This is a genomic window from Microbacterium sp. ER1 (assembly GCF_023383675.1).
In the GTDB taxonomy this organism is placed as follows: Bacteria; Actinomycetota; Actinomycetes; order Actinomycetales; family Microbacteriaceae; genus Microbacterium.
Genome location: NZ_QCXO01000138.1, coordinates 363,417 through 384,211 on the forward strand (window position 1 = coordinate 363,417; position 20,795 = coordinate 384,211).

At 71.1% G+C, this 20,795-nt stretch carries 20 protein-coding genes, 1 tRNA gene and 1 pseudogene; 12 read left to right on the forward strand and 10 right to left on the reverse strand.

Translation table 11 applies throughout. The features are described from left to right. Nucleotides 1-16 precede the first annotated feature (16 nt). A complete protein-coding gene (locus BV453_RS15120) occupies nucleotides 17-2,191 on the reverse strand; it encodes an ATP-dependent DNA helicase RecG (RefSeq protein ID WP_249521958.1) in 2,175 nt (724 codons plus the stop codon). A 60-nt stretch (nucleotides 2,192-2,251) separates the two neighbouring features. On the opposite strand from BV453_RS15120, the gene rsmD reads away from it, so the two are divergent. Beyond that, the gene (gene rsmD, locus BV453_RS15125; protein ID WP_249521959.1) at nucleotides 2,252-2,866 is read left to right on the forward strand and encodes a 16S rRNA (guanine(966)-N(2))-methyltransferase RsmD; all 615 of its coding nucleotides are present in this window, start codon (nucleotides 2,252-2,254) and stop codon (nucleotides 2,864-2,866) included. Here the strand turns inward: rsmD and thiL are convergent. Then, complete coding sequence (gene thiL, locus BV453_RS15130) at nucleotides 2,836-3,831, reverse strand: thiamine-phosphate kinase (protein ID WP_249521960.1); 996 nt, start codon at nucleotides 3,829-3,831, stop codon at nucleotides 2,836-2,838. The two genes, rsmD and thiL, sit on opposite strands and share 31 nt — an antisense overlap. A 23-nt stretch (nucleotides 3,832-3,854) precedes the next feature. Here thiL and BV453_RS15135 point away from each other — a divergent pair, with 23 nt between their 5' ends. After that, nucleotides 3,855-4,337: a DUF3515 domain-containing protein gene (locus BV453_RS15135; protein ID WP_126892994.1), complete on the forward strand. Its 483-nt coding sequence runs from the start codon at nucleotides 3,855-3,857 to the stop codon at nucleotides 4,335-4,337. A gap of 22 nt (nucleotides 4,338-4,359) precedes the next feature. Here the strand turns inward: BV453_RS15135 and BV453_RS15140 are convergent, their stop codons facing one another. The 6 genes from BV453_RS15140 to leuC all read right to left on the reverse strand — a co-directional run bounded on the left by BV453_RS15140 (nucleotide 4,360) and on the right by leuC (nucleotide 10,720). Next, nucleotides 4,360-5,442 (reverse strand): D-alanine--D-alanine ligase family protein, encoded by a 1,083-nt coding sequence (locus tag BV453_RS15140; protein WP_249521961.1) that lies wholly within the window; start codon nucleotides 5,440-5,442, stop codon nucleotides 4,360-4,362. Next, a complete protein-coding gene (locus BV453_RS15145) occupies nucleotides 5,342-6,481 on the reverse strand; it encodes an NAD(P)H-dependent glycerol-3-phosphate dehydrogenase (RefSeq protein ID WP_060922899.1) in 1,140 nt (379 codons plus the stop codon). The genes BV453_RS15140 and BV453_RS15145 overlap by 101 nt, the downstream gene beginning before the upstream one ends. Next, complete coding sequence (locus BV453_RS15150) at nucleotides 6,471-7,226, reverse strand: 1-acyl-sn-glycerol-3-phosphate acyltransferase (protein WP_029989231.1); 756 nt, start codon at nucleotides 7,224-7,226, stop codon at nucleotides 6,471-6,473. The genes BV453_RS15145 and BV453_RS15150 overlap by 11 nt, the downstream gene beginning before the upstream one ends. A gap of 5 nt (nucleotides 7,227-7,231) precedes the next feature. Then, nucleotides 7,232-8,599 carry a UDP-N-acetylglucosamine 1-carboxyvinyltransferase gene (murA, locus tag BV453_RS15155; RefSeq protein WP_025103310.1) on the reverse strand — a complete coding sequence of 456 codons (1,368 nt, stop codon included), beginning with the start codon at nucleotides 8,597-8,599 and terminating at the stop codon, nucleotides 7,232-7,234. A gap of 61 nt (nucleotides 8,600-8,660) precedes the next feature. Further along, on the reverse strand, nucleotides 8,661-9,281 hold the full coding sequence (leuD, locus tag BV453_RS15160; protein ID WP_126892996.1) for a 3-isopropylmalate dehydratase small subunit: 621 nt from the start codon (nucleotides 9,279-9,281) through the stop codon (nucleotides 8,661-8,663). Between the two features lie 2 nt (nucleotides 9,282-9,283). Continuing rightward, entirely contained in the window at nucleotides 9,284-10,720 is a 1,437-nt protein-coding gene (gene leuC, locus BV453_RS15165; RefSeq protein WP_025103308.1) for a 3-isopropylmalate dehydratase large subunit, read from the reverse strand. 188 nt (nucleotides 10,721-10,908) lie between these two features. On the opposite strand from leuC, the gene BV453_RS15170 reads away from it, so the two are divergent. Beyond that, on the forward strand, nucleotides 10,909-12,204 hold the full coding sequence (locus BV453_RS15170) for an O-acetylhomoserine aminocarboxypropyltransferase/cysteine synthase family protein (protein WP_249521962.1): 1,296 nt from the start codon (nucleotides 10,909-10,911) through the stop codon (nucleotides 12,202-12,204). Then, nucleotides 12,201-13,514, forward strand: a complete 1,314-nt coding sequence (locus BV453_RS15175) for an LLM class flavin-dependent oxidoreductase (RefSeq protein ID WP_249521963.1) — start codon at nucleotides 12,201-12,203, stop codon at nucleotides 13,512-13,514. Before BV453_RS15170 ends, BV453_RS15175 begins: the two co-directional genes overlap by 4 nt. Before the next feature lie 16 nt (nucleotides 13,515-13,530). Here the strand turns inward: BV453_RS15175 and BV453_RS15180 are convergent, their stop codons facing one another. Next, nucleotides 13,531-14,538, reverse strand: coding sequence for a TerC/Alx family metal homeostasis membrane protein (locus tag BV453_RS15180; RefSeq protein ID WP_085606982.1), 1,008 nt, complete (start codon nucleotides 14,536-14,538; stop codon nucleotides 13,531-13,533). 267 nt (nucleotides 14,539-14,805) lie between these two features. Here BV453_RS15180 and BV453_RS15185 point away from each other — a divergent pair, with 267 nt between their 5' ends. The 4 genes from BV453_RS15185 to BV453_RS15200 all read left to right on the forward strand — a co-directional run bounded on the left by BV453_RS15185 (nucleotide 14,806) and on the right by BV453_RS15200 (nucleotide 18,302). Then, nucleotides 14,806-15,363 (forward strand): RNA polymerase sigma factor, encoded by a 558-nt coding sequence (locus tag BV453_RS15185; protein WP_025103304.1) that lies wholly within the window; start codon nucleotides 14,806-14,808, stop codon nucleotides 15,361-15,363. Further along, nucleotides 15,360-16,448: a DUF4349 domain-containing protein gene (locus BV453_RS15190; protein ID WP_249521964.1), complete on the forward strand. Its 1,089-nt coding sequence runs from the start codon at nucleotides 15,360-15,362 to the stop codon at nucleotides 16,446-16,448. The genes BV453_RS15185 and BV453_RS15190 overlap by 4 nt, the downstream gene beginning before the upstream one ends. 64 nt (nucleotides 16,449-16,512) lie before the next feature. Next, entirely contained in the window at nucleotides 16,513-17,061 is a 549-nt protein-coding gene (locus tag BV453_RS15195) for a helix-turn-helix domain-containing protein (RefSeq protein WP_249521965.1), read from the forward strand. Continuing rightward, nucleotides 17,061-18,302, forward strand: coding sequence for an MFS transporter (locus tag BV453_RS15200; RefSeq protein WP_249521966.1), 1,242 nt, complete (start codon nucleotides 17,061-17,063; stop codon nucleotides 18,300-18,302). Before BV453_RS15195 ends, BV453_RS15200 begins: the two co-directional genes overlap by 1 nt. Before the next feature lie 61 nt (nucleotides 18,303-18,363). On the opposite strand, the gene BV453_RS15205 is transcribed toward BV453_RS15200, so the two are convergent. Further along, nucleotides 18,364-18,436, reverse strand: a tRNA-Glu gene (locus tag BV453_RS15205). 152 nt (nucleotides 18,437-18,588) lie between these two features. Here BV453_RS15205 and BV453_RS15210 point away from each other — a divergent pair. The 4 genes and pseudogenes from BV453_RS15210 to BV453_RS16690 all read left to right on the forward strand — a co-directional run bounded on the left by BV453_RS15210 (nucleotide 18,589) and on the right by BV453_RS16690 (nucleotide 20,790). After that, nucleotides 18,589-19,227, forward strand: coding sequence for an MBL fold metallo-hydrolase (locus tag BV453_RS15210; protein ID WP_025103300.1), 639 nt, complete (start codon nucleotides 18,589-18,591; stop codon nucleotides 19,225-19,227). A gap of 53 nt (nucleotides 19,228-19,280) precedes the next feature. After that, complete coding sequence (locus BV453_RS15215; RefSeq protein ID WP_249521967.1) at nucleotides 19,281-19,766, forward strand: GNAT family N-acetyltransferase; 486 nt, start codon at nucleotides 19,281-19,283, stop codon at nucleotides 19,764-19,766. A 293-nt stretch (nucleotides 19,767-20,059) separates the two neighbouring features. After that, nucleotides 20,060-20,311 (forward strand): annotated as a pseudogene (locus BV453_RS16970) (trypsin-like serine protease); the annotation flags it as partial. Nucleotides 20,312-20,430: 119 nt separating this feature from the next. Next, on the forward strand, nucleotides 20,431-20,790 hold the full coding sequence (locus BV453_RS16690; RefSeq protein WP_374209037.1) for a trypsin-like serine protease: 360 nt from the start codon (nucleotides 20,431-20,433) through the stop codon (nucleotides 20,788-20,790). Nucleotides 20,791-20,795 lie beyond the last annotated feature (5 nt).

Genomic DNA, 20,795 nt, shown 5'->3' on the forward strand with positions numbered 1-20,795 from the left:
GCACCCGGAACGGCGATCAGTTCTTCGCCAGCGCCGCGCGATCCTCGTCGGTGACGCGCCGCCCGATGGCCTCCCGGAGCCCGGGGTGAGCGGCCAGCTCGGGGTCGGCGGCGAGGATGTCCTCCGCGAGCTCGCGGGCCCGGGTGATGAGAGCGGCGTCCTTCACGACACGCAGCAGCTTGAGGGACGACCGCACCCCGGCCTGTGCCGCGCCGAGCACGTCGCCTTCGCCGCGGAGTTCGAGGTCGACCTCGGCCAGCGCGAACCCGTCGAGGGTGGCGGCGACCGCATCGACGCGTTCGCGGGCCACCGATCCGGCCTCGGCCTCGGTCACGAGCAGGCAGAGACCCGGGACGCCCCCTCGTCCCACCCGACCGCGGAGCTGGTGCAGCTGGGACACTCCGAAACGGTCGGCGTCCAGCACGATCATCGTCGACGCGTTGGGGACGTCCACGCCCACCTCGATCACGGTCGTCGCGAGCAGGAGGTCGATCTCCCCGCGGGCGAAGGCCTGCATGACGGCGTCCTTCTCCTCCGAGGGCATCTTCCCGTGGAGCACCGCACGTCGCAGACCGCCGAGGGTCGGATGCGTGGCCAGCGCCTCGTCGAGCTGAACGACGCCCCACCGAGGGCCTTTGCCGCCCTCCGGGGCGAGCAGCGCCTGCTCCCCCGCCTCGGCCGTCTTCGCCGCGGTGTCGATGGCCGCGCAGACCGCGAACACCTGCCGGCCCTGCGCGATCTCCTCCGCCGCCCGCTCCCACACCCGGTTGAACCAGCCCGGGTGCTCGGCCAACGGCGCCACGTACGACTCGATGCCGGCGCGCCCCGCCGGCATCGTGCGGATGACCGAGGTGTCGAGGTCGCCGAAGACCGTCATCGCGACCGTCCGCGGGATCGGGGTCGCGGTGAGGACGAGCGCGTGCGGGCTGGACCCCTTCGCCCGCAGCGCCTCCCGCTGCTCGACTCCGAAGCGGTGCTGCTCGTCGACCACGACGAGACCGAGATCGGCGAACGTGGTCTTCTCCCCGAGGAGCGCGTGGGTGCCGACCACGATCAGCGCCTGGCCGGAGGCGACGCGCAGCGCGGCCTTGCGGCGATCCGCCGCCGGCATCTGCCCGGTGAGCAGCGTCGGCATCAGCAGCGGGGCGAGCTGCGGGCCGAGCATCTTCGTGATCGAACGCAGATGCTGCGCCGCGAGGACTTCCGTCGGAGCGATCAGGGCCGCCTGTCCCCCGCTCTCGGCGACCTGCAGCATCGCCCGCAGCGCCACCAGCGTCTTTCCCGAACCGACCTCGCCCTGCACGAGCCGGTTCATCGGCCAGGAGCCGAGGAGATCGTCTGCGATCTGGGCGCCGACGGTCTGCTGATCCGGCGTGAGCGTGTAGGGCAGGGCGGCGTCGAAGCGCTCCAGCAGCCCGCCGGGTGTCGCCGGCCGCGAGGTGGCGGCCAGGGCGCGCACCGCGTCGCGCTGCTGGAGCAGGGCCGTCTGGAGCGTGAGCGCCTCGTGCATGCGCAGCGTGCGCACCGCGGGATCGATGTCGTTGCGGGAGCGCGGGCGGTGGATCGCCTCCAGGGCCTCCCGCGCCGTCAGCAGCTCTTCGTGGGTGCGGATCTCCGGGGTCAGCGGGTCGGGGACCGACGACAGGTCGTCGAGGACGCGCCCGACGAGCCGGGCGATCTGCCACGTCTGGATCGCGGAGGTGGCCGGATAGATCGGGATCGGGACCGCCGCCCTCGCATCCGCCCGCCGGCGCGCCGCGTCCTCGTCGTCGAACAGCTCGTACTCCGGGTGGGCGAACTGGGTCATGCCGTTGAACTCGCCGACCTTGCCGGAGAACACACCACGGCGCCCGACCGCCAGGTCCTTGGAGCGCCACTCCGCCGCGCCGACGTTCTTCGCGAAGAAAGTCAGCGACATGCGACCGACGCCGTCGCCGATGACGACGTCGACCATGGCCCCCGGTCGATTGCGCATCCGGCGGAAGCTCGACGAGAGGACTTCGGCGACGATCGTGACGGTCTCCCCGATCGGGAGGTCGCGGATGGGAGTGAGCTCCCCCGGGTCGGCGTACCGACGCGGGTAGTGCGCGAGCAGGTCGCCGACGGTCTTCATGCCGAAGGCGCGGTCGAGCGTCTTGGCCGACGCCGCACCGAGGGCCTCCTCGAGCGAGGATTCGAGCGTGAGCGACATGCTCCGAGTCTAGGGAACCGCACGGACACGACCGTCCGCGGCCTGTCGTATCGTGAACGGGTGACGAGGATCATCGCCGGAACGGCACGCGGCACCCGGCTCGACGTCCCCGGCGCCGGGACCAGGCCCACGAGCGACCGCGTGCGCGAATCCCTGTTCGGCGCCCTGGAGTCGCTCGACGCGATCGGGGACGCCCGCGTGCTCGACCTCTACGCGGGCTCGGGAGCGCTCGGGCTCGAGGCCCTGAGTCGCGGCGCCCGGAGCGCCGACCTCGTCGAGCGGGGCCGGCAGGCCGCAGCCGTCGTGCGGCGCAACGCCGCGGCCGTCGCGAAGGCCTCCGGTACCGCGAACGCACGGGTGCAGGAGGCGACGGTCCGAGCGTTCCTCGGCCGCGCGTCCGGGCCCTACGACCTCGTGTTCACGGATCCGCCGTACGACATCGACGATGAGGCGATGGACGGCGACCTCGCCGCCCTCGCTCCGCTGCTCAGCGACGATGCCGTGGTGGTCGTCGAACGCGCCCGGCGCTCCGCCGCCCCCGACTTCGCAGCCGCCGGGCTCCGGGTGTTCCGGGAGAAGACCTACGGCGACACGACCCTGTGGTGGGCGGAGCCCGGCCCGCAGGACACCGCGTCGGCGGACGTTCAGCCCGAGACGGAGTCCCAGTCCCGGTAGGGATCCCAGCCGCTGACGTCCACGGGACCGTCGTCGCAGAGCAGGTCCTCCTCGCCGCGCGGACGCACGACGCCGATCGCACGGAAGCCCGGCGGCAGCACGCCGTCGGGGAACGTCGCGAGCAGCGCATGGTCCTCGCCGCCCGCGAGCGCCCGCTGCGGACTCGCGCCGAGCGCGGCGCCGTCCAGCGCGAGGGTGACGCCGGAGGCCTCCGCGAGGCGCCGCGCGTCGAGGGCGAGGCCGTCCGAGACGTCCATCATCGCGGTCGCGCCGGCCGCGGCCGCGACGACGCCGAGGCCGATGGGCGGCGACGGCCGCAGCTGCGCGGCGACCGCAGCGCTCTCCCCGGGTGCGAGAGCCGCGGGATCGACCGGGACCGGCATCTCGCCGTCTCGGAAGCGTCCGAACAGCACGGCCAGCCCGTGTGCGGCGTGACCCAGTTCTCCGGCGACGGCGACGACATCGCCCGGTCGTGCCCCCGCCCTGGTCACCGGGGGGCGGCCTTCGAGGTCGCCCAGAGCCGTCACAGCGACCGTGAGCACCTCGGACACCGTGAGGTCCCCGCCGACCACCGCGCACCCGGGGGCGAGCGCCGCGCAGGCCTCGCGGAAGCCGTCGGCCAGGCGCTCCACGAAGGACAGCCGGAGGTCGCGCGGCACCGCCAGGGCCACGAGCAGCGCGGTCGGGCGTGCGCCCATCGCGGCGATGTCGGCGAGGTTGACCGCCGCCGCCTTCCAGCCGAGGTCGTACCCGCTCGTCCAGGCGAGCCGGAAGTCGGGCCCGTGCACGAGCGTGTCCGTCGTCGCGACGACCGATGCCGAGGGGGCGGCGACCACGGCGGCATCGTCCCCGGGACCGAGGAGCGTGTGCGCGCCCGGTGCGGTGCGCTGGAGGATGGAGCGGAGGATGCGACCCTCCGAGAGATCTCCCAGGCGCGGATCGTCGGGGTCGGGTCGGGAGGGCATGTCGTCAAAGGTAGCCTGGATACATGCTTCGTTCCCGCCGCCTCGCTGCCGTCGCGGGGGCGATCGCCCTCGCCGCCGGACTCGCCGGATGCTCCACCACCGTGCACCTGGAGCCGGCGGCCGACGCGAACGACCCGGCCTGCGCGAACGTCTCCGTGCTCCTACCGGACACCGTCGGCGGGTACGAGCGCGTGTGGACCGACGCGCAGGCCACGGGCGCCTGGGGAGACCCCACGGTCGTCCTGCGCTGCGGCGTGGAGCCGCCCGCCCCGTCCGATCTCGTCTGCACCACCCTCGGCGGCGTCGACTGGCTCGTCCTGGAGCAGGAGGAGGAGCGCCAGCGCCTCGTCACCTACGGTCGCGAACCGGCCATCGAGGTGATCATCCGCCGCGGCGAGCAGGTCGACTTCCAGTCGATCGTCGACAGCCTGTCGTCGAACATCCAGTCCGGGCTCGCCCCGGCGACCGCGCAGTGCACCGACCGGGTGGAGTTCCCCGCGGGCTGAGCACGCGCGGGGAACCACGCCGTCAGCGGCGCAGGCCCGCCTCGACCAGTTCCGTGATGAGGTCGCCGTAGCTCACTCCCGATGCCACCCAGCACTTCGGGAACATCGAGATGGGCGTGAATCCGGGCATGGTGTTGAGCTCGTTCACGACGAGCTCGCCGGTCGGGGTGAGGAACATGTCCACCCGGGCGAGGCCGCGACCGTCGACCGCCTGGAAGGCCCGGACGCCGGCCTCCTGGACGGCGGCCACCTCCGCCTCGGTGAGCTCCGCCGGGCACACCACGTCGACACCGTCGCCGCCGAGGTACTTCCCCTCGAAGTCGTAGAAGCCGCGGTCGGTCAGCACGATCTCGCCGGGGAGGGAGGCGCGGACGCCGTCGGCCGTCTCAAGGACGGCCACCTCGATCTCCCGGCCGGTGACACCGGCCTCGATGAGCACCTTGTCGTCCTCGGCGAACGCGATGGCGAGGGCGGCGTCGAGTTCCTCCGGCGCCGACACCTTCGAAACGCCGACGCTCGACCCGGCGCGAGCGGGCTTGACGAAGACGGGCAGGCCGAAGTCGGCGGCGCGGGCGCGGAGGGCATCGGGATCCGCATCCCACTCACGACGGCGCACGGTCACGCCCGGCGCCACCGCGATCCCGGCGGCCTGCAGGGCGATCTTCATGAAGTGCTTGTCCATGCACAGCGCCGAGTCGAGGACGCCGCCCCCGGCGTAGGGGACCTCGAGCGTGTCGAAGTAGCCCTGGATCGTGCCGTCCTCGCCGTGCGGTCCGTGCAGGATCGGCAGCACGACGTCGATCTCGCCGAGTCCCTCGGTCTCGCCGCCCGGATGCACGACCCGCAGGGTGCGGTCGCCCCCGGGTTCCGGCCAGAGCACCCGGGTGCCGTTGTCGACGACCTCCGGGAGATGCGCGGCGTCGAGCGGGAACTTCGCCGGGTCGTCGTCCTCGAGGACGAAGGCACCCTCGCGGGTGATCCCCACCGGGATCACGGCATACCGGTCACGATCGATCGCGCCCAGCACTCCCCCCGCCGTTGCGGAACTGATCGAATGCTCGCTGGAGCGCCCTCCGAAGAGCACCACCACCGTCTGCTTGTCCATGGTTGGTCCTCTCCCCCTGCGGGGTGTCGTCGTCCGTCGTGAGATGCGGGGCGATGTCCCGGGGATCCATCTTGCCGTCGAGCACCATCTTCACCTGCTCGACGATCGGCATGTGCACATCGGCTTCGCGGGCGAGCTGCAGCACCGGCGCGACCGAGGCGAGCCCCTCGGCCGTCTGCTGCATCTGCTTCACGACGTCCTGGAAGCTGTAGCCCTGCCCGAGCAGCCGCCCGGCGGTGTTGTTGCGGCTCAGGGGCGACTGGCAGGTCGCGATGAGGTCGCCGAGACCGGCCAGTCCCTGCAGGGTCTCCGGCTGGGCGCCGTTCGCGACCGCGAAGTCGGTCATCTCGACGAGGCCTCGGGTGATGATGGACGCCTTGGTGTTCTCGCCGTACCCGACGCCGTCGACGATGCCGATGGCGACGGCGATGAGGTTCTTGAGCACTCCGCCGAACTCCGTGCCGATGACGTCCGTGTTCACGAACGTCCGGAAGTAGGAGTTGCGCGCGGCCCGAGCCACGACGTCCGCGGTCTCCTGGCTGCGCGACGAGATCACGGCTGCGGTCGGCTGCTCCCGCGCGATCTCCAGGGCGAGATTCGGTCCGGAGGCCACGGCGATCCGGTCGGGATCGCACTGCAGCTCCTGCTGGATGACCTGGCTCATGCGCAGGCCGGTGCCCCGCTCGACGCCCTTCATGAGGCTGACGATCTTGGCGTCGCCCGAAGCGATCAGCGGGCGCAGTGCCTTGAGGTTCTCCCGCAGCGACTGGCTCGGCACGGACAGGTACACCTGGTCGACGCCGTCGAGCGCGGTCGCCAGCTCGTGCGTGGCCGCCATCGTGCGGGGCAGGTTGATGCCCGGCAGGTAACGCGAGTTGCGCTTCGCCTCGTCGATCTCATGCGCGAGCTCGGCCCGGCGCGCCCACATCGTCACGTGGGCGCCGCCGTCGGCGAGGATCTTGCCGAACGTCGTTCCCCAGCTGCCGGCGCCGATCACGGCGACGCGGGGTCCGGCCGGCGCGGTTCTCTTAGGGGTCAAGGCGTCCGGTCTCCTTCTGGCCGTGGCTCGCCGGGTTCCAGCGCTCCGCGGGGGCCTTCTCGCCGCGCACCTGCTCCAGCAGCGCGGTGATCGCGTTCATGAGTCGGTTGGTGGCCTCCGTGAGAGCCGCCGGCTCACCCGCGCGGCCGCGGAGATCGGAGACGTCGACGGGGTCGCCGACGATGACGGTGACGGGCTTCCGGAGCGGCCAGAGGCTGAGCCCCTTCTGGTAGCGCCCCATGATCGCCTGGGTCCCCCACTGAGCCATCGGGATCAGCGGGATGCCGTCGGCGAGGGCGAGCCGCACCGCCCCCGACTTGCCGCGCATAGGCCACATGTCTGGGTCACGGGTGAGCGTGCCCTCCGGGTACACGATCACGCCGCGGCCGTGCTCCACGAGAGCTGCCGACTGGGCCATCGTCTGCTTCGCGGACGACGCCGACGAGGTGCGTGCGACCGGGATCATCCCCGTCTTGCGCAGGAACCACCCGAGCACGGGCACGCGGAAGAGGCTCTCCTTGGCCATGAACCGCGGAGCGCGCCCGATCCGCCAGACCGCCAAGGCGACGATCAGCGGATCGAACTCCGAGTAGTGGTTCGGCGCGAGGACGAAAGCACCCTCTCGCGGGAGCTTCTCCGCCCCGATGATGCGAACCTTCGCAATCAGCGACACCAGCGGGACGACGATCGCCGCGAGCGGCCAGAACACGCTCGGCCGTGTCTTCTCCGGCGACCGGGAAGCCATCGGGCTCACCGGAGGACGTCGAAGTCGGCGCCGAGCGCGTCGAGCTTGGCGAGGAACTTCTCGTATCCGCGACTCAGGATGTCGACGCCCGACACCTTCGACTCGCCGGTGGCCGTCAGCGCCGCGATCACGTGGCTGTAGCCGCCGCGCAGGTCGGGCACCACGATGTCGGCGCCGTGCAGGGGCGTGGGACCGGTGATGACGGCAGCCTGCTCCAGGTCACGACGCGGGACGCGCCGCGGGCCGTCCTGCAGGCCGCGCGGATGCACGACGATGTCGGCCCCCATCTTGACCAGTGCCTCGGTGAAGCCCATCCGGTTCTCGTACACGGTCTCGTGCACGACCGAGCGGCCGTGCGCCTGGGTGAGGGCGACCACGAGCGGCTGCTGCCAGTCGGTCATGAAGCCCGGGTGCACGTCGGTCTCGATCACGACCGGCTTGATGTCGCCGTCGCGGCGGAAGAGGATGCCGTCCTCCTGGATGTCGAACCAGCCGCCCGCCTTGCGGAAGACGTTGAGGAAGGTGAGCATCTCCTGCTGCTTGGCACCGCCGACGAAGATCTCGCCGTCCGTGGCCAGGGCGGCCGAGGCCCACGAGGCCGCCTCGTTGCGGTCGAAGATCGACCGGTGGTCGTAGCCACGGAGCTTCTCGACGCCCTCGATGAGGATGACGCGGTTCGGCTCGTAGGAGATGATCGCGCCCATCTTCTGCAGGACGGCGATCAGGTCCATGATCTCGGGCTCGATCGCCGCGTTGCGCAGCTCCGTGACGCCCTCGGCGCGGACGGCGGTCAGCAGCACCTGCTCGGTCGCGCCGACGCTCGGGTACGGGAGGTGGATGTTCGCCCCGTGCAGGCGGGTTCCTCCCGTGGAGAGGCGGATGCCGCTCGGGAGCTTCTCGACGATCGCGCCGAACTTGCGCAGCGCGTCCAGGTGGAAGTCGATCGGACGGTCCCCGATGCGGCACCCGCCGAGGTCGGGGATGAAGGCCTGGCCGAGGCGGTGCAGCAGCGGGCCGCAGAACAGGATCGGGATCCGGGAGGCGCCCGCGTGGGCGTCGATCTCCTCGAAGTGGGCCGACTCGACATCGCTGGGGTCGAAGACCAGGGAGCCGGGCTCGTCGCCCTCCGACACGCGGACGCCGTGCACCTCGAGCAGCGAGCGCACCACGGCGACATCGCTGATGGCCGGCACGTCGCGCAGGACGCTCGTGGTCTCCCCGAGCAGGGACGCGACCATCGCCTTGGTGGCGAGGTTCTTCGCCCCCTTCACGTCGACCCGTCCGCGCAGCGGACGACCTCCGCGGATGGCGAGGACGTCTCCGGTCAGCGCGGGGACGTCGTCGGAGAGAGCGTCGCGCACGGGTGTCGTCATTCGGGGCCTCACTTCATTCATCGGGGGCGGGGTTACCCCTGGCTCCCCCGCCCCCTCCGTCTCACTGGACGGGGAGGGTCCGCGGCCGCCACGACTCGCGACGGGCCTCGAACTGCGCGATCTTGTCTTCGTTGCGCAGCGTGAGCCCGATGTCATCGAGCCCTTCGAGGAGCCGCCATCTAGTGTAATCGTCGATCCCGATGTCGGCCTGGAAGCGGGCCTCCGCGCCTCCGGTGGGGTCGCCGATGGCGGCGGTGCGCGCCTCGAGGTCGACCGTCATGCGCGCGCCGGGATCGGCGTCCATGATCGCCCAGAACCGCTCCAGATCCGCCTCGGAGATGGTCGCCGCGAGGAGGCCCTGCTTGCCCGCGTTGCCGCGGAAGATGTCGGCGAACCGCGGGCTCAGCACGACCTTGAAGCCGAAGTCGCGAAGCGCCCAGACGGCGTGCTCACGGCTGGAACCGGTGCCGAAGTCGGGCCCGGCGACGAGGACGGACGCCCCCTGATACGGCGCCTGGTTGAGCACGAAGGCGGGGTCCTGCCGCCAGCCGTGGAACAGCGCGTCCTCGAAGCCCGTCTTGGTGACACGCTTGAGGAACACCGCGGGGATGATCTGGTCGGTGTCGACGTTCGACCGCTTCAGCGGCGCGGCGATGCCCGTGTGGGTGGTGAACTTCTCCATGGTCAGGCCTCCAGATCGCTCGGGCTGGACAGGGTGCCGCGGATGGCGGTCGCCGCCGCGACGAGCGGCGACACGAGGTGCGTGCGGCCGCCCTTGCCCTGGCGCCCTTCGAAGTTGCGGTTCGAGGTGGAGGCGCAGCGCTCCCCCGGGGCGAGCTGATCGGGGTTCATGCCCAGGCACATCGAGCATCCTGCGAAGCGCCACTCCGCTCCGAAGTCCTTGATGACCTGGTCCAGGCCCTCGGCCTCGGCCTCCAGTCGCACGCGGGCGGAGCCGGGAACGACCATCACCCGGACGCCGTCGGCCTTCTTCTTGCCCTGGATGATGGAGGCGAAGGCCCGGAGGTCCTCGATGCGGCTGTTCGTGCACGAGCCCATGAACACCGCGTCGACCGGCACCTCCTTCAGGGGCGTGCCCGGCGTCAGGTCCATGTACTCCAGCGCCCGCTCGGCGGCGGCCCGCTCGTTCGGGTCGGCGATCTCCGCCGGGTTCGGCACCGAGGCGGAGAGCGAGCTGCCCTGGCCGGGGTTCGTCCCCCACGTCACGAACGGCTCCAGCTCGTCGGCGTCGATGAAGACCTCGGCATCGAAGGTGGCGCCCTCGTCGGTCGGCAGCGTGCGCCAGTAGGCGACCGCGTCGTCCCAGTCCTGGCCCTTCGGCGCGTGCGGACGCCCCTCGAGGTAGGCGAACGTCGTCTCGTCCGGAGCCACCATGCCGGCGCGGGCGCCCGCCTCGATCGACATGTTGCAGATCGTCATGCGGCCCTCCATGGAGAGCGCGCGGATCGCGCTGCCGCGGTACTCGAGCACGTAGCCCTGACCGCCGCCGGTGCCGATCTTGGCGATCACGGCGAGGATGATGTCCTTCGCCGTGACGCCGGGACGCAGCGTGCCCTCGACGTTGATGGCCATCGTCTTGAACGGCTTCAGCGGCAGCGTCTGGGTCGCCATGACGTGCTCGACCTCGCTGGTGCCGATGCCGAACGCCATCGCGCCGAACGCGCCGTGCGTGGACGTGTGCGAGTCGCCGCAGACCACGGTGATCCCGGGCATGGTGAGGCCGAGCTGCGGGCCGACGACGTGGACGATCCCCTGCTCCGCGTCCCCCAGTGAGTGCAGACGCACGCCGAACTCGGCGGCGTTGCGGCGCAGCGTCTCGATCTGCGTGCGGCTGGTCAGGTCGGCGATGGGCTTGTCGATCTCCCACGTCGGCGTGTTGTGGTCCTCCGTGGCGATGGTCAGGTCGAGCCGGCGGAGCGGCCGTCCCTCGCTGCGGAGGCCGTCGAAGGCCTGCGGGCTGGTGACCTCGTGCACGAGGTGCAGGTCGATGTAGATGAGGTCGGGCTGGCCGTCCTCGCCCTTGACGACGAGGTGGTCGTCCCAGACCTTCTCGGCGAGCGTCCTGGGGCGTGCGGAATCCGCACCGGCGGTGGTGGTCATGGCGTGTCTCCTGTGGATGGCGGTTCGGCCCACGATGGACTCCGCGACGAGGAGGGGCTCAGATCGAGGTCTCGCCGCGGCCGCTAAGAAGGAGCACGGTCCGCATGACGTCAGGTTACCACCGCTCGGACACGCCGAGACACGCCGTGACACTCTGTTGCTCACCCGATCGACCGAGAGGCCCCCGCATGACCGTCGAGACCGCCCGCTTCGCCACCCGCGCCGTCCACGCCGCGAGAGGCCGAGCCGCTGCCGCCTCCCGTGTGACGCCGATCTACCTGACGGCCGGGTTCGAGTTCGACGACTTCGATCACGCCGCCGACCACTTCGGCACCGGCACCGGATTCGGGTACACCCGCACCGGCAACCCCACGGTGCACGCGGTGGAGCGGCAGCTCGCGAGCCTGGAGTCCGGTGCCGACGCCGTGCTCGTGGCCAGCGGACAGGCCGCGGTGACCACCGCTCTGCTCTCGGTCGTGGGGGCGGGCGACCACATCGTCTCCTCGACCCACATCTACGAGGGCACCCGCGGGCTGTTCCTGGACAACCTCGCCCGACTCGGCATCGAGACGACGTTCGTGGACGACATCGCCGACCCGGATGCCTGGCGGGAGGCCGTACGCCCGACGACCAGGGCGCTGTTCGCGGAGTCGCTCGCCAACGCCCGCAACGACGTGCTCGACGTGGCGGCGGTGAGCGCCGTGGCTGACGAGATCGCCGTCCCCCTGATCGTCGACAACACCCTGGCCACGCCCGCCCTCCTCCGACCGCTGGAGCACGGCGCGGCGATCGTGGTGCACTCCGCGTCGAAGTTCCTCGCGGGGCAGGGCGCGGTGCTCGGCGGCGTCGTGATCGACGACGGCCGGTTCGATGCGGAGCGCGCCGGGCACAACGCCCCGCACCTCGTGCTGCCGGGGCGGGGCGGCGCACCCAGCGTCTTCGCCCGGCACGGCGGCCGCGCACGCATCGGGTACGCCAGGGAGTCGGTGGCTCCGCGGTTCGGTGCCTCGCCCTCGCCCCTCAATGCGTTCCTCATCGGCCAGGGCACCGAGACGCTCAGCCTGCGCGTGGAGCGCCAGTCGCAGAACGCCCTCGCCGTCGCACGCTGGCTCGCCGCACACGACGCCGTGGAGAGCGTGGACTACGTCGGCCTGCCCTCGCATCCTCACCACGAGACCGCGCTGCGCTACCTCGACGGCGGATTCGGCTCCATCTTCACCTTCACGCTGCGCGGCGGTCTCCCCGCGGCCCGTCGCTTCGTGGAGGAGGTGTCCGTGTTCACCCACATGACGCACATCGGCGACGTGCGGTCGCTCGTGCTGCACCCCGGCACGACCAGCCACGCGCAGCGCACCGACGAGGAGCGTCGGATCCTCGGCGTCGGCCCCGGCACGCTGCGGCTGTCGATCGGTATCGAGGATGTCGACGACCTGATCGGCGACCTCGCGCGGGTGCTCGAGAGCGTCAGGGAGACGGTGGCATGAGCCGCCTGCAGCACTTCGGGTGGTTCCTCGCCCGGGGCTTCGGTCCTCAGGGGTGGGGATATCCGTCCCTGGACTGGGACTACGACTGGACGCGACCGGAGGTCTACCAGGAAGCCGCCCGCACCCTGGAGCAGGCCGGTTTCGACCTCGTGATCATCGAGGACAGCCCCTCGCTCGGCTCGGCGGACACGATCGACCTGCGCGTGCGTCATGCGTTCGGCGGCCCGAAGCACGATCCCCTGCTGCTCGCACCGTACCTCTTCCAGGCGACCCGTCATCTCGGGGTGGTGCCCACCGTGAACCCCGCGGCCTCGCTGCCCTACACCTCGGCCCGGCAGTTCGCGACCCTGCAGCACCTGAGCGGGCACCGGCTCGGCCTCAACGTGGTCACCGACACCGGCAGCGCCCGGCACTTCTCGGCGGCCCCGCAACTCGGCCATGACGAGGCGTACGACCGTGCCGAGGAATGGCTCGCCGGCATCCGCGCGCTCTGGCGGAGCTGGGACGACGGTGCGCTGGTCGCCGATCTCGTCTCCGGGGTCTACGCGGACGGCACGCGCATGCGTCCGGTGCAGCACCGCGGCCCCCACTACGACTTCGACGGCCCTCTGAACGCCCTGCCCTTCACGGACGGCGAGCCGGGCATCGTCTCCCCCGGCGGCTCCGGGCGCGGCCTGGCGTTCGCGGGGGCGAACTCGGACGTCCAGCTGGCGCTCGCTCCCCTGCACGAGAAGTCGGTGCGGGAGTATCGGCAGCGGGTGCACGACGCGGCTCTCGCCCGCGGACGCCGGGCCGAGGACGTCAAGATCCTCTTCGCGATCCAGCCCGTGATCACGGCGTCCGCCGAGGAGGCCGACCGGATCGTGGCCGCTTCCGCACACCCGGACGACGCCGCACTCGCGCAGATCGCCCGGAAGCAGTCGAGTGATCTGGAGACCGATCTCACGACCCTCGATCTGGACCGCCCCCTCGACACGTCGATCTTCGGAGCGCACGTCTCCCGCGGCAGCATCCAGCGCCTGATCGGCGATCGGGGCGAGGACGCCCCGCTCCGCGCGCACTTGACCGCACTCGCCCGCACCGGCCGCCTGCGCGACCGCAGCGGCTTCGTGGGCACCGCGGAGGAGTTCGCCGATCTCGTCGAGGAACTCGGCGAGTGGGGCAACGACGGCGTACTACTCTGGGGCGACTTCCATCCCGTGACCCTGCACCGCACCCTCGACGAGCTGGTGCCGATCCTCCGCCGCCGCGGGCTCCTCCGCCGCGAGTACGCGGACGGCGGCCTGCAGGCGAATCTGCAGGCGTTCTGACCCGCTCCGCGCGGACTCAGTCGCCGACCGGGATGGTGCGCTTCTCGGCGCGCTTCTCCCGGGACGAGGCGATCAGGCTCGCGATCGTCGCGACCGTCATCGACACGAGGATCACGGCGAGCGACACCATGTTGTCGATGTCCGGCACCCATTCCACGTGCTCACCGCCGTTGATGAACGGGAGCTCGTTGACGTGCAGCGCGTGCAGGATCAGCTTGATGCCGATGAACCCGAGGATCACGGCGATGCCGTAGTGCAGGTAGCGGAGGCGGTCCAGGAGGTCGCCGAGGAGGAAGTAGAGCTGGCGCAGCCCCATGAGCGCGAAGATGTTGGCGGCGAAGACGAGGAAGCCGTTGGTCGTGATCTCGAAGATCGCGGGGATCGAGTCGATCGCGAAGATGAGGTCAGTGACGCCGATCGTGATGAACACGATGATCATCGGCGTCCACATCCGCTTCCCGTCGACGGTCGTGCGGATCTTCGAGCCGTCGTAGGTCTCGCTGATGTCGATCCGGCGGCGGAGCAGCCGGACGATGAAGTTCTCACGCTTGACGTCGTCCTCGTGCTCGCCTTCCGGCATCGCCTGCCGGATGGCGGTGTAGACGAGGAAGGCGCCGAACAGGTAGAAGATCGGCGAGAAGTTCTCGATGATCGTCACGCCGACGAGGATGAACAGCCCGCGCAGGACCAGCGCGATGATGATCCCGACCATCAGCACCTGCTGCTGCAGACGTCGCGGCACCGCGAACTGCGCCATGATCAGCACGAAGACGAAGAGGTTGTCGACGGAGAGGCTGTACTCCAGCGCCCACCCGGTGATGAAGTCCCCGGCGTTCCGCCATCCGCCCGCGGTCCCCAGCAGCACCGCGAAGAGCAGGGCGAGACCCACATAGAACACGACCCAGAGGGTCGACTCCTTGGTGGAGGGGATGTGCGGGCGCAGCCGGATGAGGAGCAGGTCGCCGATCAGGATGATCGTGAGGACGACCATCGAGGTGATCTCGAACCAGACGGGGATGTCCACGGGCGCTGTGCACCTTTCGCGAGGGGTCGGGAATGAGTCGAAAGTCTCTCCCCCGCAGATGTGCGGCGCGCGCCCGGAGCAGCGATGTCGGTGCTCGTGATGACGTTACGCGCGGATTCGGGATACTCCCTCTCGCCCGGGCCATGCTACCGGAGGTGGGGGTCATCGGGACGAGGATGTCGACACACGGCGGCGGATCCGCATCCGTGCTGAGACGATGGGACATCCGCCGACACTCTCCAGGGAGAGACACCGAACGGAACCAGGATGCCCGCACAGACGAGTGACCAGCGATGGGCCGCCCAGGCGGCGGCCGGCGACCAGAGCGCCTTCCGCGCGCTGTACCGTGCCCACGTGCGCCCCGTGTACTGGATCGCCCATGGCATCCTGGGCGCCGCCGCCGACGCGGAGGACGTGACGCAGGAGACCTTCGTGGTCGCCTGGCGCAAGCTTCCGGGCCTGGAGCTGCAGGGAGAATCGATCCTCCCCTGGCTCGCGACGATCTGCCGCTTCCAAGCAGCGAACCGGCTGCGTCAGCGGCGCCGCGACCAGGCGCACACGACGGACGCGGCCGACGACCAGCTCCCCGACGTCGTCAGCGTCGAGGACCAGGTGATCACGGCGGCGCTCGCCGCGCGGATCGCCGCGGAGGTGGGCACCCTGAACGAGCTCGACCGGGAGATCTTCCGGCTGTGCGCGTCCGAGGGCTACGCCTACCAGGCCGCCGCCGACGAGCTCGGCGTGACGCACGCCGTCGTCCGGAACCGTCTCTCGCGCGTGCGCACCCAGCTGCGCGGCGCCGTCAAGGAAGTGAGGGACGCATGAACGACCAGACCCCGCAGCAGAGCCTCCCGCCCGTGTCCGACGCGACCGTCGCGCGGATCGAGGACGCCGTCTTCAGCGAGATCCAGGGTGAGCGGCCGCCGGTTCCGCCGCGCGCAGAGCGCGCCAGGAGACGTCGACGCCGGTGGCTCACGGCCGGCGGGATCGCGGCGGCCTTCGTCGTCGGGGTCCTGGTGACGCCGCCGATCCTCGGTGCCGTGGGAGGCGGCGGCTCGTCCGTGTCCACCGCGGACGGCGTCGTGGGCTGGTCGACCGACGAGGCGGGCTCGGCCGTGCCGGACCGGGCCGTCGAAGGGGCGACCCTCCCCGGTGCCGTCGGATCGGACGCGGCGGCATCCGCCGAGGACACCAGGGAGATCGTCGCCACGGCCCAGGCTTCTCTGCGCGTGAAGGACATCGTCGACGCCGCTGCCGCCATCGGCGACCTCGCCGCGGAGCACGGCGGCTACGTCGAGAGCACCGAGGTCGGCAAGGCGGTCGCGACGGATGCCCCCGCCGAGCGGGTCCCCGCGGACTCCGGGTACGGCTGGATCACGGTCCGCGTCCCCGCCGACGACCTGACGACGGTGATCGCCGCCCTCGGCGACACCGGGGAGGTCCTGTCGTCCTCCGTCACGAAGCAGGACGTCACCGCCACCGCGATCGATCTCCGCGCCCGCGTGGAGTCGACCCGCGCCTCGGTGCAACGGCTCACGGAGCTCATGAGCCAGTCGGGCTCGGTCGCCGATCTCATCGAGGCCGAGGTCGCGCTCACCGATCGCCAGGCACAGCTCGAGTCGTACGAACAGCAGCTCGCCGCACTGGAGGATCAGGTGGCCCTGTCGTCCCTCACGGTGGAGCTGTCGCGGGTGGACGCCCCGGCCGCAGCGGACCCCGCGGGCTTCGGCGACGGGTTGCGGGCCGGATGGAACGGTCTGGTCGTCTCGCTCAACGCCTTGGTGATCGCGTTCGGCTTCCTCCTCCCCTGGCTTGCGGTGGCCGCTGTCGTCGTCCTGGTCGTCTGGCTCGTCCGCCGCGGCCGACGGCGCCGGAAGGCCGCGCCCGCTGAGCCCCGCACGGAGGAATAACCCGACGTTCCGCGGTATACAAGAAGTCTTGTGCGTCTCCGAACCGCTGCATAGCCTTCGGGGCGTGGAAGACATCTCCGTGATCACCGCCGTGCACCATCCGCTGCGGCGTCGCATCTACGACCACCTCCTGCTCTACGGCACGTCGCAGGTGACGGCGATCGCCCGCGCACTCGACAGCCAGGTCGGCAGCATCAGCCATCACCTCCGGATGCTCGAGCGCGCCGGGATCGTCGCGCGTGCCCCCGACCCGACCGGCGATCGGCGCACGAGCTGGTGGACGGTCGCACGACGCGGCCTCACCTGGTCGGTGGAGGACTTCGCCGACTCCCCCGCCGATGCGCTCCTCGCCCGGGAAGCACAGCGGCAGGGCATCCGCATGCAGATCGACCGTCTGCAGCGCTGGCGCCGCCGCCGAGGCCATCCCGCCGTGGCGGACTACGACGCCTCCAACACGGAGGCCACCGCCTGGGCGACCCCGGACGAGCTGCGCGATCTCTCCGCACGCGTCCTGCAGGCGCTGCGGGACTGGCAGGCATCGATCGACGAGGACGACGGCCAGGAGCGCACGCCCGTGTTCTTCTTCGCCCACGCGTTCCCCACGGAACCGTGATGACCGCACTCACCCCGCCCCTCGAGCTCTCGGCCCCTCCTCCTTTCCGGCGCGACCGGATGGTGCACGCGTGGATCGGCGTGAAGGCCCTGTCCGATGCCGGCGACGCCGTGTGGACGATCGCGGTGGCGTGGACGGCCGTGCAGATCGCCTCCCCCGCCGTCGCCGGACTCGTCGTCGCCGCCGGCACGATTCCGCGCGCCATGGTCCTGCTCTTCGGCGGAGTCATCGCGGATCGCGCCGACGCCCGCCGGGTGATGATGGTCTGCAACGCGGCGCGTGTGGGCGTGCTCGTCGCCGCTGCCGTGTGGACGGTCTCGCAGGCGCCGACCGTGCCCGTCCTGCTCGCCGCCGCCGTGGCGTTCGGGGTGTGCGACGCGTTCTACGAGCCCTCGGCCGGCACCATCGGGCGACAGCTGGTGCGCACGGACGATCTCCCCTCCTACGCGGCTGTCATCCAGACGGCATCACGCCTGGGCACGATGGGCGGCGCCGCGCTGGGCGGCCTGCTCGTCGCGCAGGCCGGTCTCGCGGGGAGCGCATCGGCGAACGCGGTGACCTTCGCCCTCGTCGTCGGATTCCTGGCGATCGCCCTGCGCCCGCGGTTCCGGCTCGCCCGGGCCCCGCGCACGTCGTCCCTGCGCGCGATCGGCGCGGCGTTCGCCCACCTCGGGGCGAACCCCACGACGCGCACGCTCGTCATCGCCCTCTCCGGGCTCAACCTCGCGGTCGGGCCGGCCGTCGGCATCGGCCTCGCCCTGCGGGCGCACGCCGAAGGCTGGGGAGCTCCCGCGGTCGGCCTGTTCGAGGGCCTCCTCGGCCTCGGTGCCGCCGTGGGCGCGGCCGCGGTCGCGAGATGGCGGCCGCGCCACGAGGCGCGGAGCGGATTCGGCGCTCTCCTCGTGCAGGGAGCGGGCATCGTCGCGCTCGGGTTCGGCCCCGTCTGGACGGTGGCCGTCGCCGCGGCTGTGGTCGGTGCCACCGCGGGATACGCCTCCGTGTTGCTGAGCGCGACGTTCGCCGCGACGGTGGACACCGCGTTCCTCGGTCGGATGAGCTCCCTCACCCGGCTCGGCGACGACTGCCTGATGCCGCTCGCGATGGCGGGCTTCGGCGCACTCGCCTCCCTCACCGCCGTCTGGGTGCCGTTCGTCGTGGCCGGTGGCGCGATGATGACGCTCATGCTCGTGCCGCTCCGGGCCCGCGCGTTCCGGACCCTGTCGCTGCGCGCGGACGACTGACGCGCACGGTCGGGAACGACGAAAGCCCCCCGGAGAACCGGAGGGCTTTCGTCGTGTTGTGTGACCCCAGCGGGATTCGAACCCGCGTTACCGCCGTGAGAGGGCGGCGTACTAGGCCGCTATACGATGGGGCCGTCTTGCGGAACTTTTCCGTTCCGCGACAACCGTTCAAGTATGCCACGGCGATTCTCACTGCGCCAAATCGAGGCCGCTTCACCCGAGATCCCGGGCGTGGCGCGCCGATTTCCGTTTGCCGCAGACCCCCGGGAAGGAGTTGACTCGTCTCATGCGCGTCACCAAGTTCGAACATGCCACCCTTCGCCTGGACCAGAACGACGACACCCTCCTGATCGATCCCGGATCCTTCACCGCCCCGCTGCACGATCTCAGCGGACTGGTCGCCATCGTGCTCACGCACGAGCACCCCGACCACTGGACGCCGGAGCACCTCGACCGGATCCTCCGCGCGGCCCCCGGCACCCCCATCTTCGGGCCGGAGGGCGTGGCGAAGGCGGCGGAGGGCTACGAGGTCACCGTCGTCTCCCCCGGCGACACCGTGGAGGTCGGCGCCTTCACCCTGCGCTTCTTCGGCGGCACGCACGCGGTGATCCACTCGTCGATCCCGACCATCGACAACGTGGGCGTGCTCGTCAACGACACGTTCTACTACCCCGGCGACTCCTATGCGGTGCCCGAGGGCGTCGAGGTCGGCACCCTCGCCGCGCCGCTCGGAGCCCCGTGGCTCAAGATCGGGGAAGCCATCGACTACGTGCTCGCCGTGAAGCCCCGCCGCGCGTTCGGCACGCACGACATGACCCTGTCCGTGATCGGCAAGAACATGCACCGCCAGCGGCTGCAGTGGGCGACCGAGCAGGGCGGCGGCGAGTTCCTCGTGCTCGAACCCGGCGACGCCGTGGATCTGTGACCGCACCGCGACGCCTCCTTCCCGCCCCGACGCCGCGGCTCACCTTCCGGGAGATGACCGCCGACGACCTCGACGAGATGGCGGCGCTCCTCGGGGATCCGAAGGTCATGGCCTACTACCCGGCGCCGAAGTCGCGAACCGAAGCCGCCGCGTGGATCGCGCGCATGCAGCAGCGCTACCGCGAGGACGGCCACGGTCTCTGGATCATCGAGACGCACGACGGGGAGTTCCTCGGCGACTGCGGTCTCACCTGGCAGTCGGTGAACGACTCCCCCGTCCTCGAAGTCGGCTATCACGTCCGCGCCGACCGCCAGCGGCGCGGCTATGCGACCGAGGCGGCGCGCGCCTGCGTCGACCTCGTCGCGCAGACGTTGGCGCCGATACTCCTCACCGCCATCATCCACCCCGAGAACCAGGCGTCACGAGGCGTGGCGGAGAAGCTCGGCATGAGCCACATCGCTGATGACCACGCCCATCCGTGGATCGTGCGGACCGTGATGGGCATGACCGTGGAGGCCGCGACCGGCAGCACCTCCTGACCGCGGGCCAGGATACCGGGGCACTCTTGCTCCGGTCGTGACCGGATGCTGTACTGGGCGCTCGTAACGTGTTACCTGTCACGAAAGGAGCAGTCCTCATGATGATGACCGGAGTTCACCAGAGCAGGAAGAGGATCGGGCTCGCCCTCGCCGGCGTCGCCCTCGTCGCGTCCGGCCTCGTCGGCACGACGGCGGCGACGGCACGGGCGGACGACGATTTCGGCGACCGCGAGGAACGGGCCAGCTCGCGGATCATCGGAGGCACGGCGGTGCCGAACGACGCCTATCCGTTCATGGCGTCCCTCCAGTTCGCCGGCGAGGCCTTCTGTGGCGGCTCGCTGGTGGCGCCGCGCGTCGTGATGACCGCCGCGCATTGCGTCACGGGCGCCGACCCCCTCAGCGGGCTCCCGGTGCCCGACGTGGACGGAGTGACGGTGACGGTCGGCCGCACCGTGCTGTCCGACGGCAGTCAGGGTCAGGATCGCGGTCTCGCCGGCGCGGACGCCGGCGGCCCGGTCGTCGTGCACCCGCGGTACCTCCAGGGGGATGAGGCCTACGACCTCGCCTTCGTGACGCTCGACCGCCCGGTCTCGGGCATCGTGCCCGTGAAGCTGCCCACCAAGGGACGGACGCCCTCCTCCGTCCTGGACAGTCGGCGACGGTCATCGGCTGGGGCAACACCGACACCGCTCGCGGGAACTTCCCGGACCGGCTCCGTCAGGTCCAGGTGCCGATACTCGCGACGGAGGAGTGCGAGCTCAGCTACGACTCCTTCCGCCCGGGAGTGAACATGTGTGCCGGCGTCGTCGGCAAGGACTCCTGCCAGGGAGACAGCGGCGGGCCGCTTTTCCGCCGACCTCCGGCGCGCGACACCGCCTACCAGATCGGCGTCGTGTCCTACGGGGACGGCTGCGGCGAGCAGGGCGCGCCAGGGGTGTACGTGTCGCTGAGCTCCGCAGACCTCTGGGACACGCTGGCAGAGTCCCCTGAGGGCAAGGCCATCGCGAAGAGCCTGAGGCGCTGACCGCT

What these genes read in the sequence shown, in the direction of transcription:
- murA (WP_025103310.1), bottom strand. Translation starts at nt 8,599, where the DNA reads ATGACGACACCCGTGCGCGACGCTCTCTCCGACGACGTCCCCGCGCTG.
- BV453_RS15215 (WP_249521967.1), top strand. Translation starts at nt 19,281, where the DNA reads ATGACCGCCGACGACCTCGACGAGATGGCGGCGCTCCTCGGGGATCCG.
- leuD (WP_126892996.1), bottom strand. Translation starts at nt 9,281, where the DNA reads ATGGAGAAGTTCACCACCCACACGGGCATCGCCGCGCCGCTGAAGCGG.
- leuC (WP_025103308.1), bottom strand. Translation starts at nt 10,720, where the DNA reads ATGACCACCACCGCCGGTGCGGATTCCGCACGCCCCAGGACGCTCGCC.
- BV453_RS15150 (WP_029989231.1), bottom strand. Translation starts at nt 7,226, where the DNA reads ATGGCTTCCCGGTCGCCGGAGAAGACACGGCCGAGCGTGTTCTGGCCG.
- BV453_RS15170 (WP_249521962.1), top strand. Translation starts at nt 10,909, where the DNA reads ATGACCGTCGAGACCGCCCGCTTCGCCACCCGCGCCGTCCACGCCGCG.
- BV453_RS15200 (WP_249521966.1), top strand. Translation starts at nt 17,061, where the DNA reads ATGACCGCACTCACCCCGCCCCTCGAGCTCTCGGCCCCTCCTCCTTTC.
- BV453_RS15120 (WP_249521958.1), bottom strand. Translation starts at nt 2,191, where the DNA reads ATGTCGCTCACGCTCGAATCCTCGCTCGAGGAGGCCCTCGGTGCGGCG.
- BV453_RS15185 (WP_025103304.1), top strand. Translation starts at nt 14,806, where the DNA reads ATGCCCGCACAGACGAGTGACCAGCGATGGGCCGCCCAGGCGGCGGCC.
- thiL (WP_249521960.1), bottom strand. Translation starts at nt 3,831, where the DNA reads ATGCCCTCCCGACCCGACCCCGACGATCCGCGCCTGGGAGATCTCTCG.
- BV453_RS15140 (WP_249521961.1), bottom strand. Translation starts at nt 5,442, where the DNA reads ATGGACAAGCAGACGGTGGTGGTGCTCTTCGGAGGGCGCTCCAGCGAG.
- BV453_RS15135 (WP_126892994.1), top strand. Translation starts at nt 3,855, where the DNA reads ATGCTTCGTTCCCGCCGCCTCGCTGCCGTCGCGGGGGCGATCGCCCTC.
- BV453_RS15190 (WP_249521964.1), top strand. Translation starts at nt 15,360, where the DNA reads ATGAACGACCAGACCCCGCAGCAGAGCCTCCCGCCCGTGTCCGACGCG.
- BV453_RS15175 (WP_249521963.1), top strand. Translation starts at nt 12,201, where the DNA reads ATGAGCCGCCTGCAGCACTTCGGGTGGTTCCTCGCCCGGGGCTTCGGT.
- BV453_RS15210 (WP_025103300.1), top strand. Translation starts at nt 18,589, where the DNA reads ATGCGCGTCACCAAGTTCGAACATGCCACCCTTCGCCTGGACCAGAAC.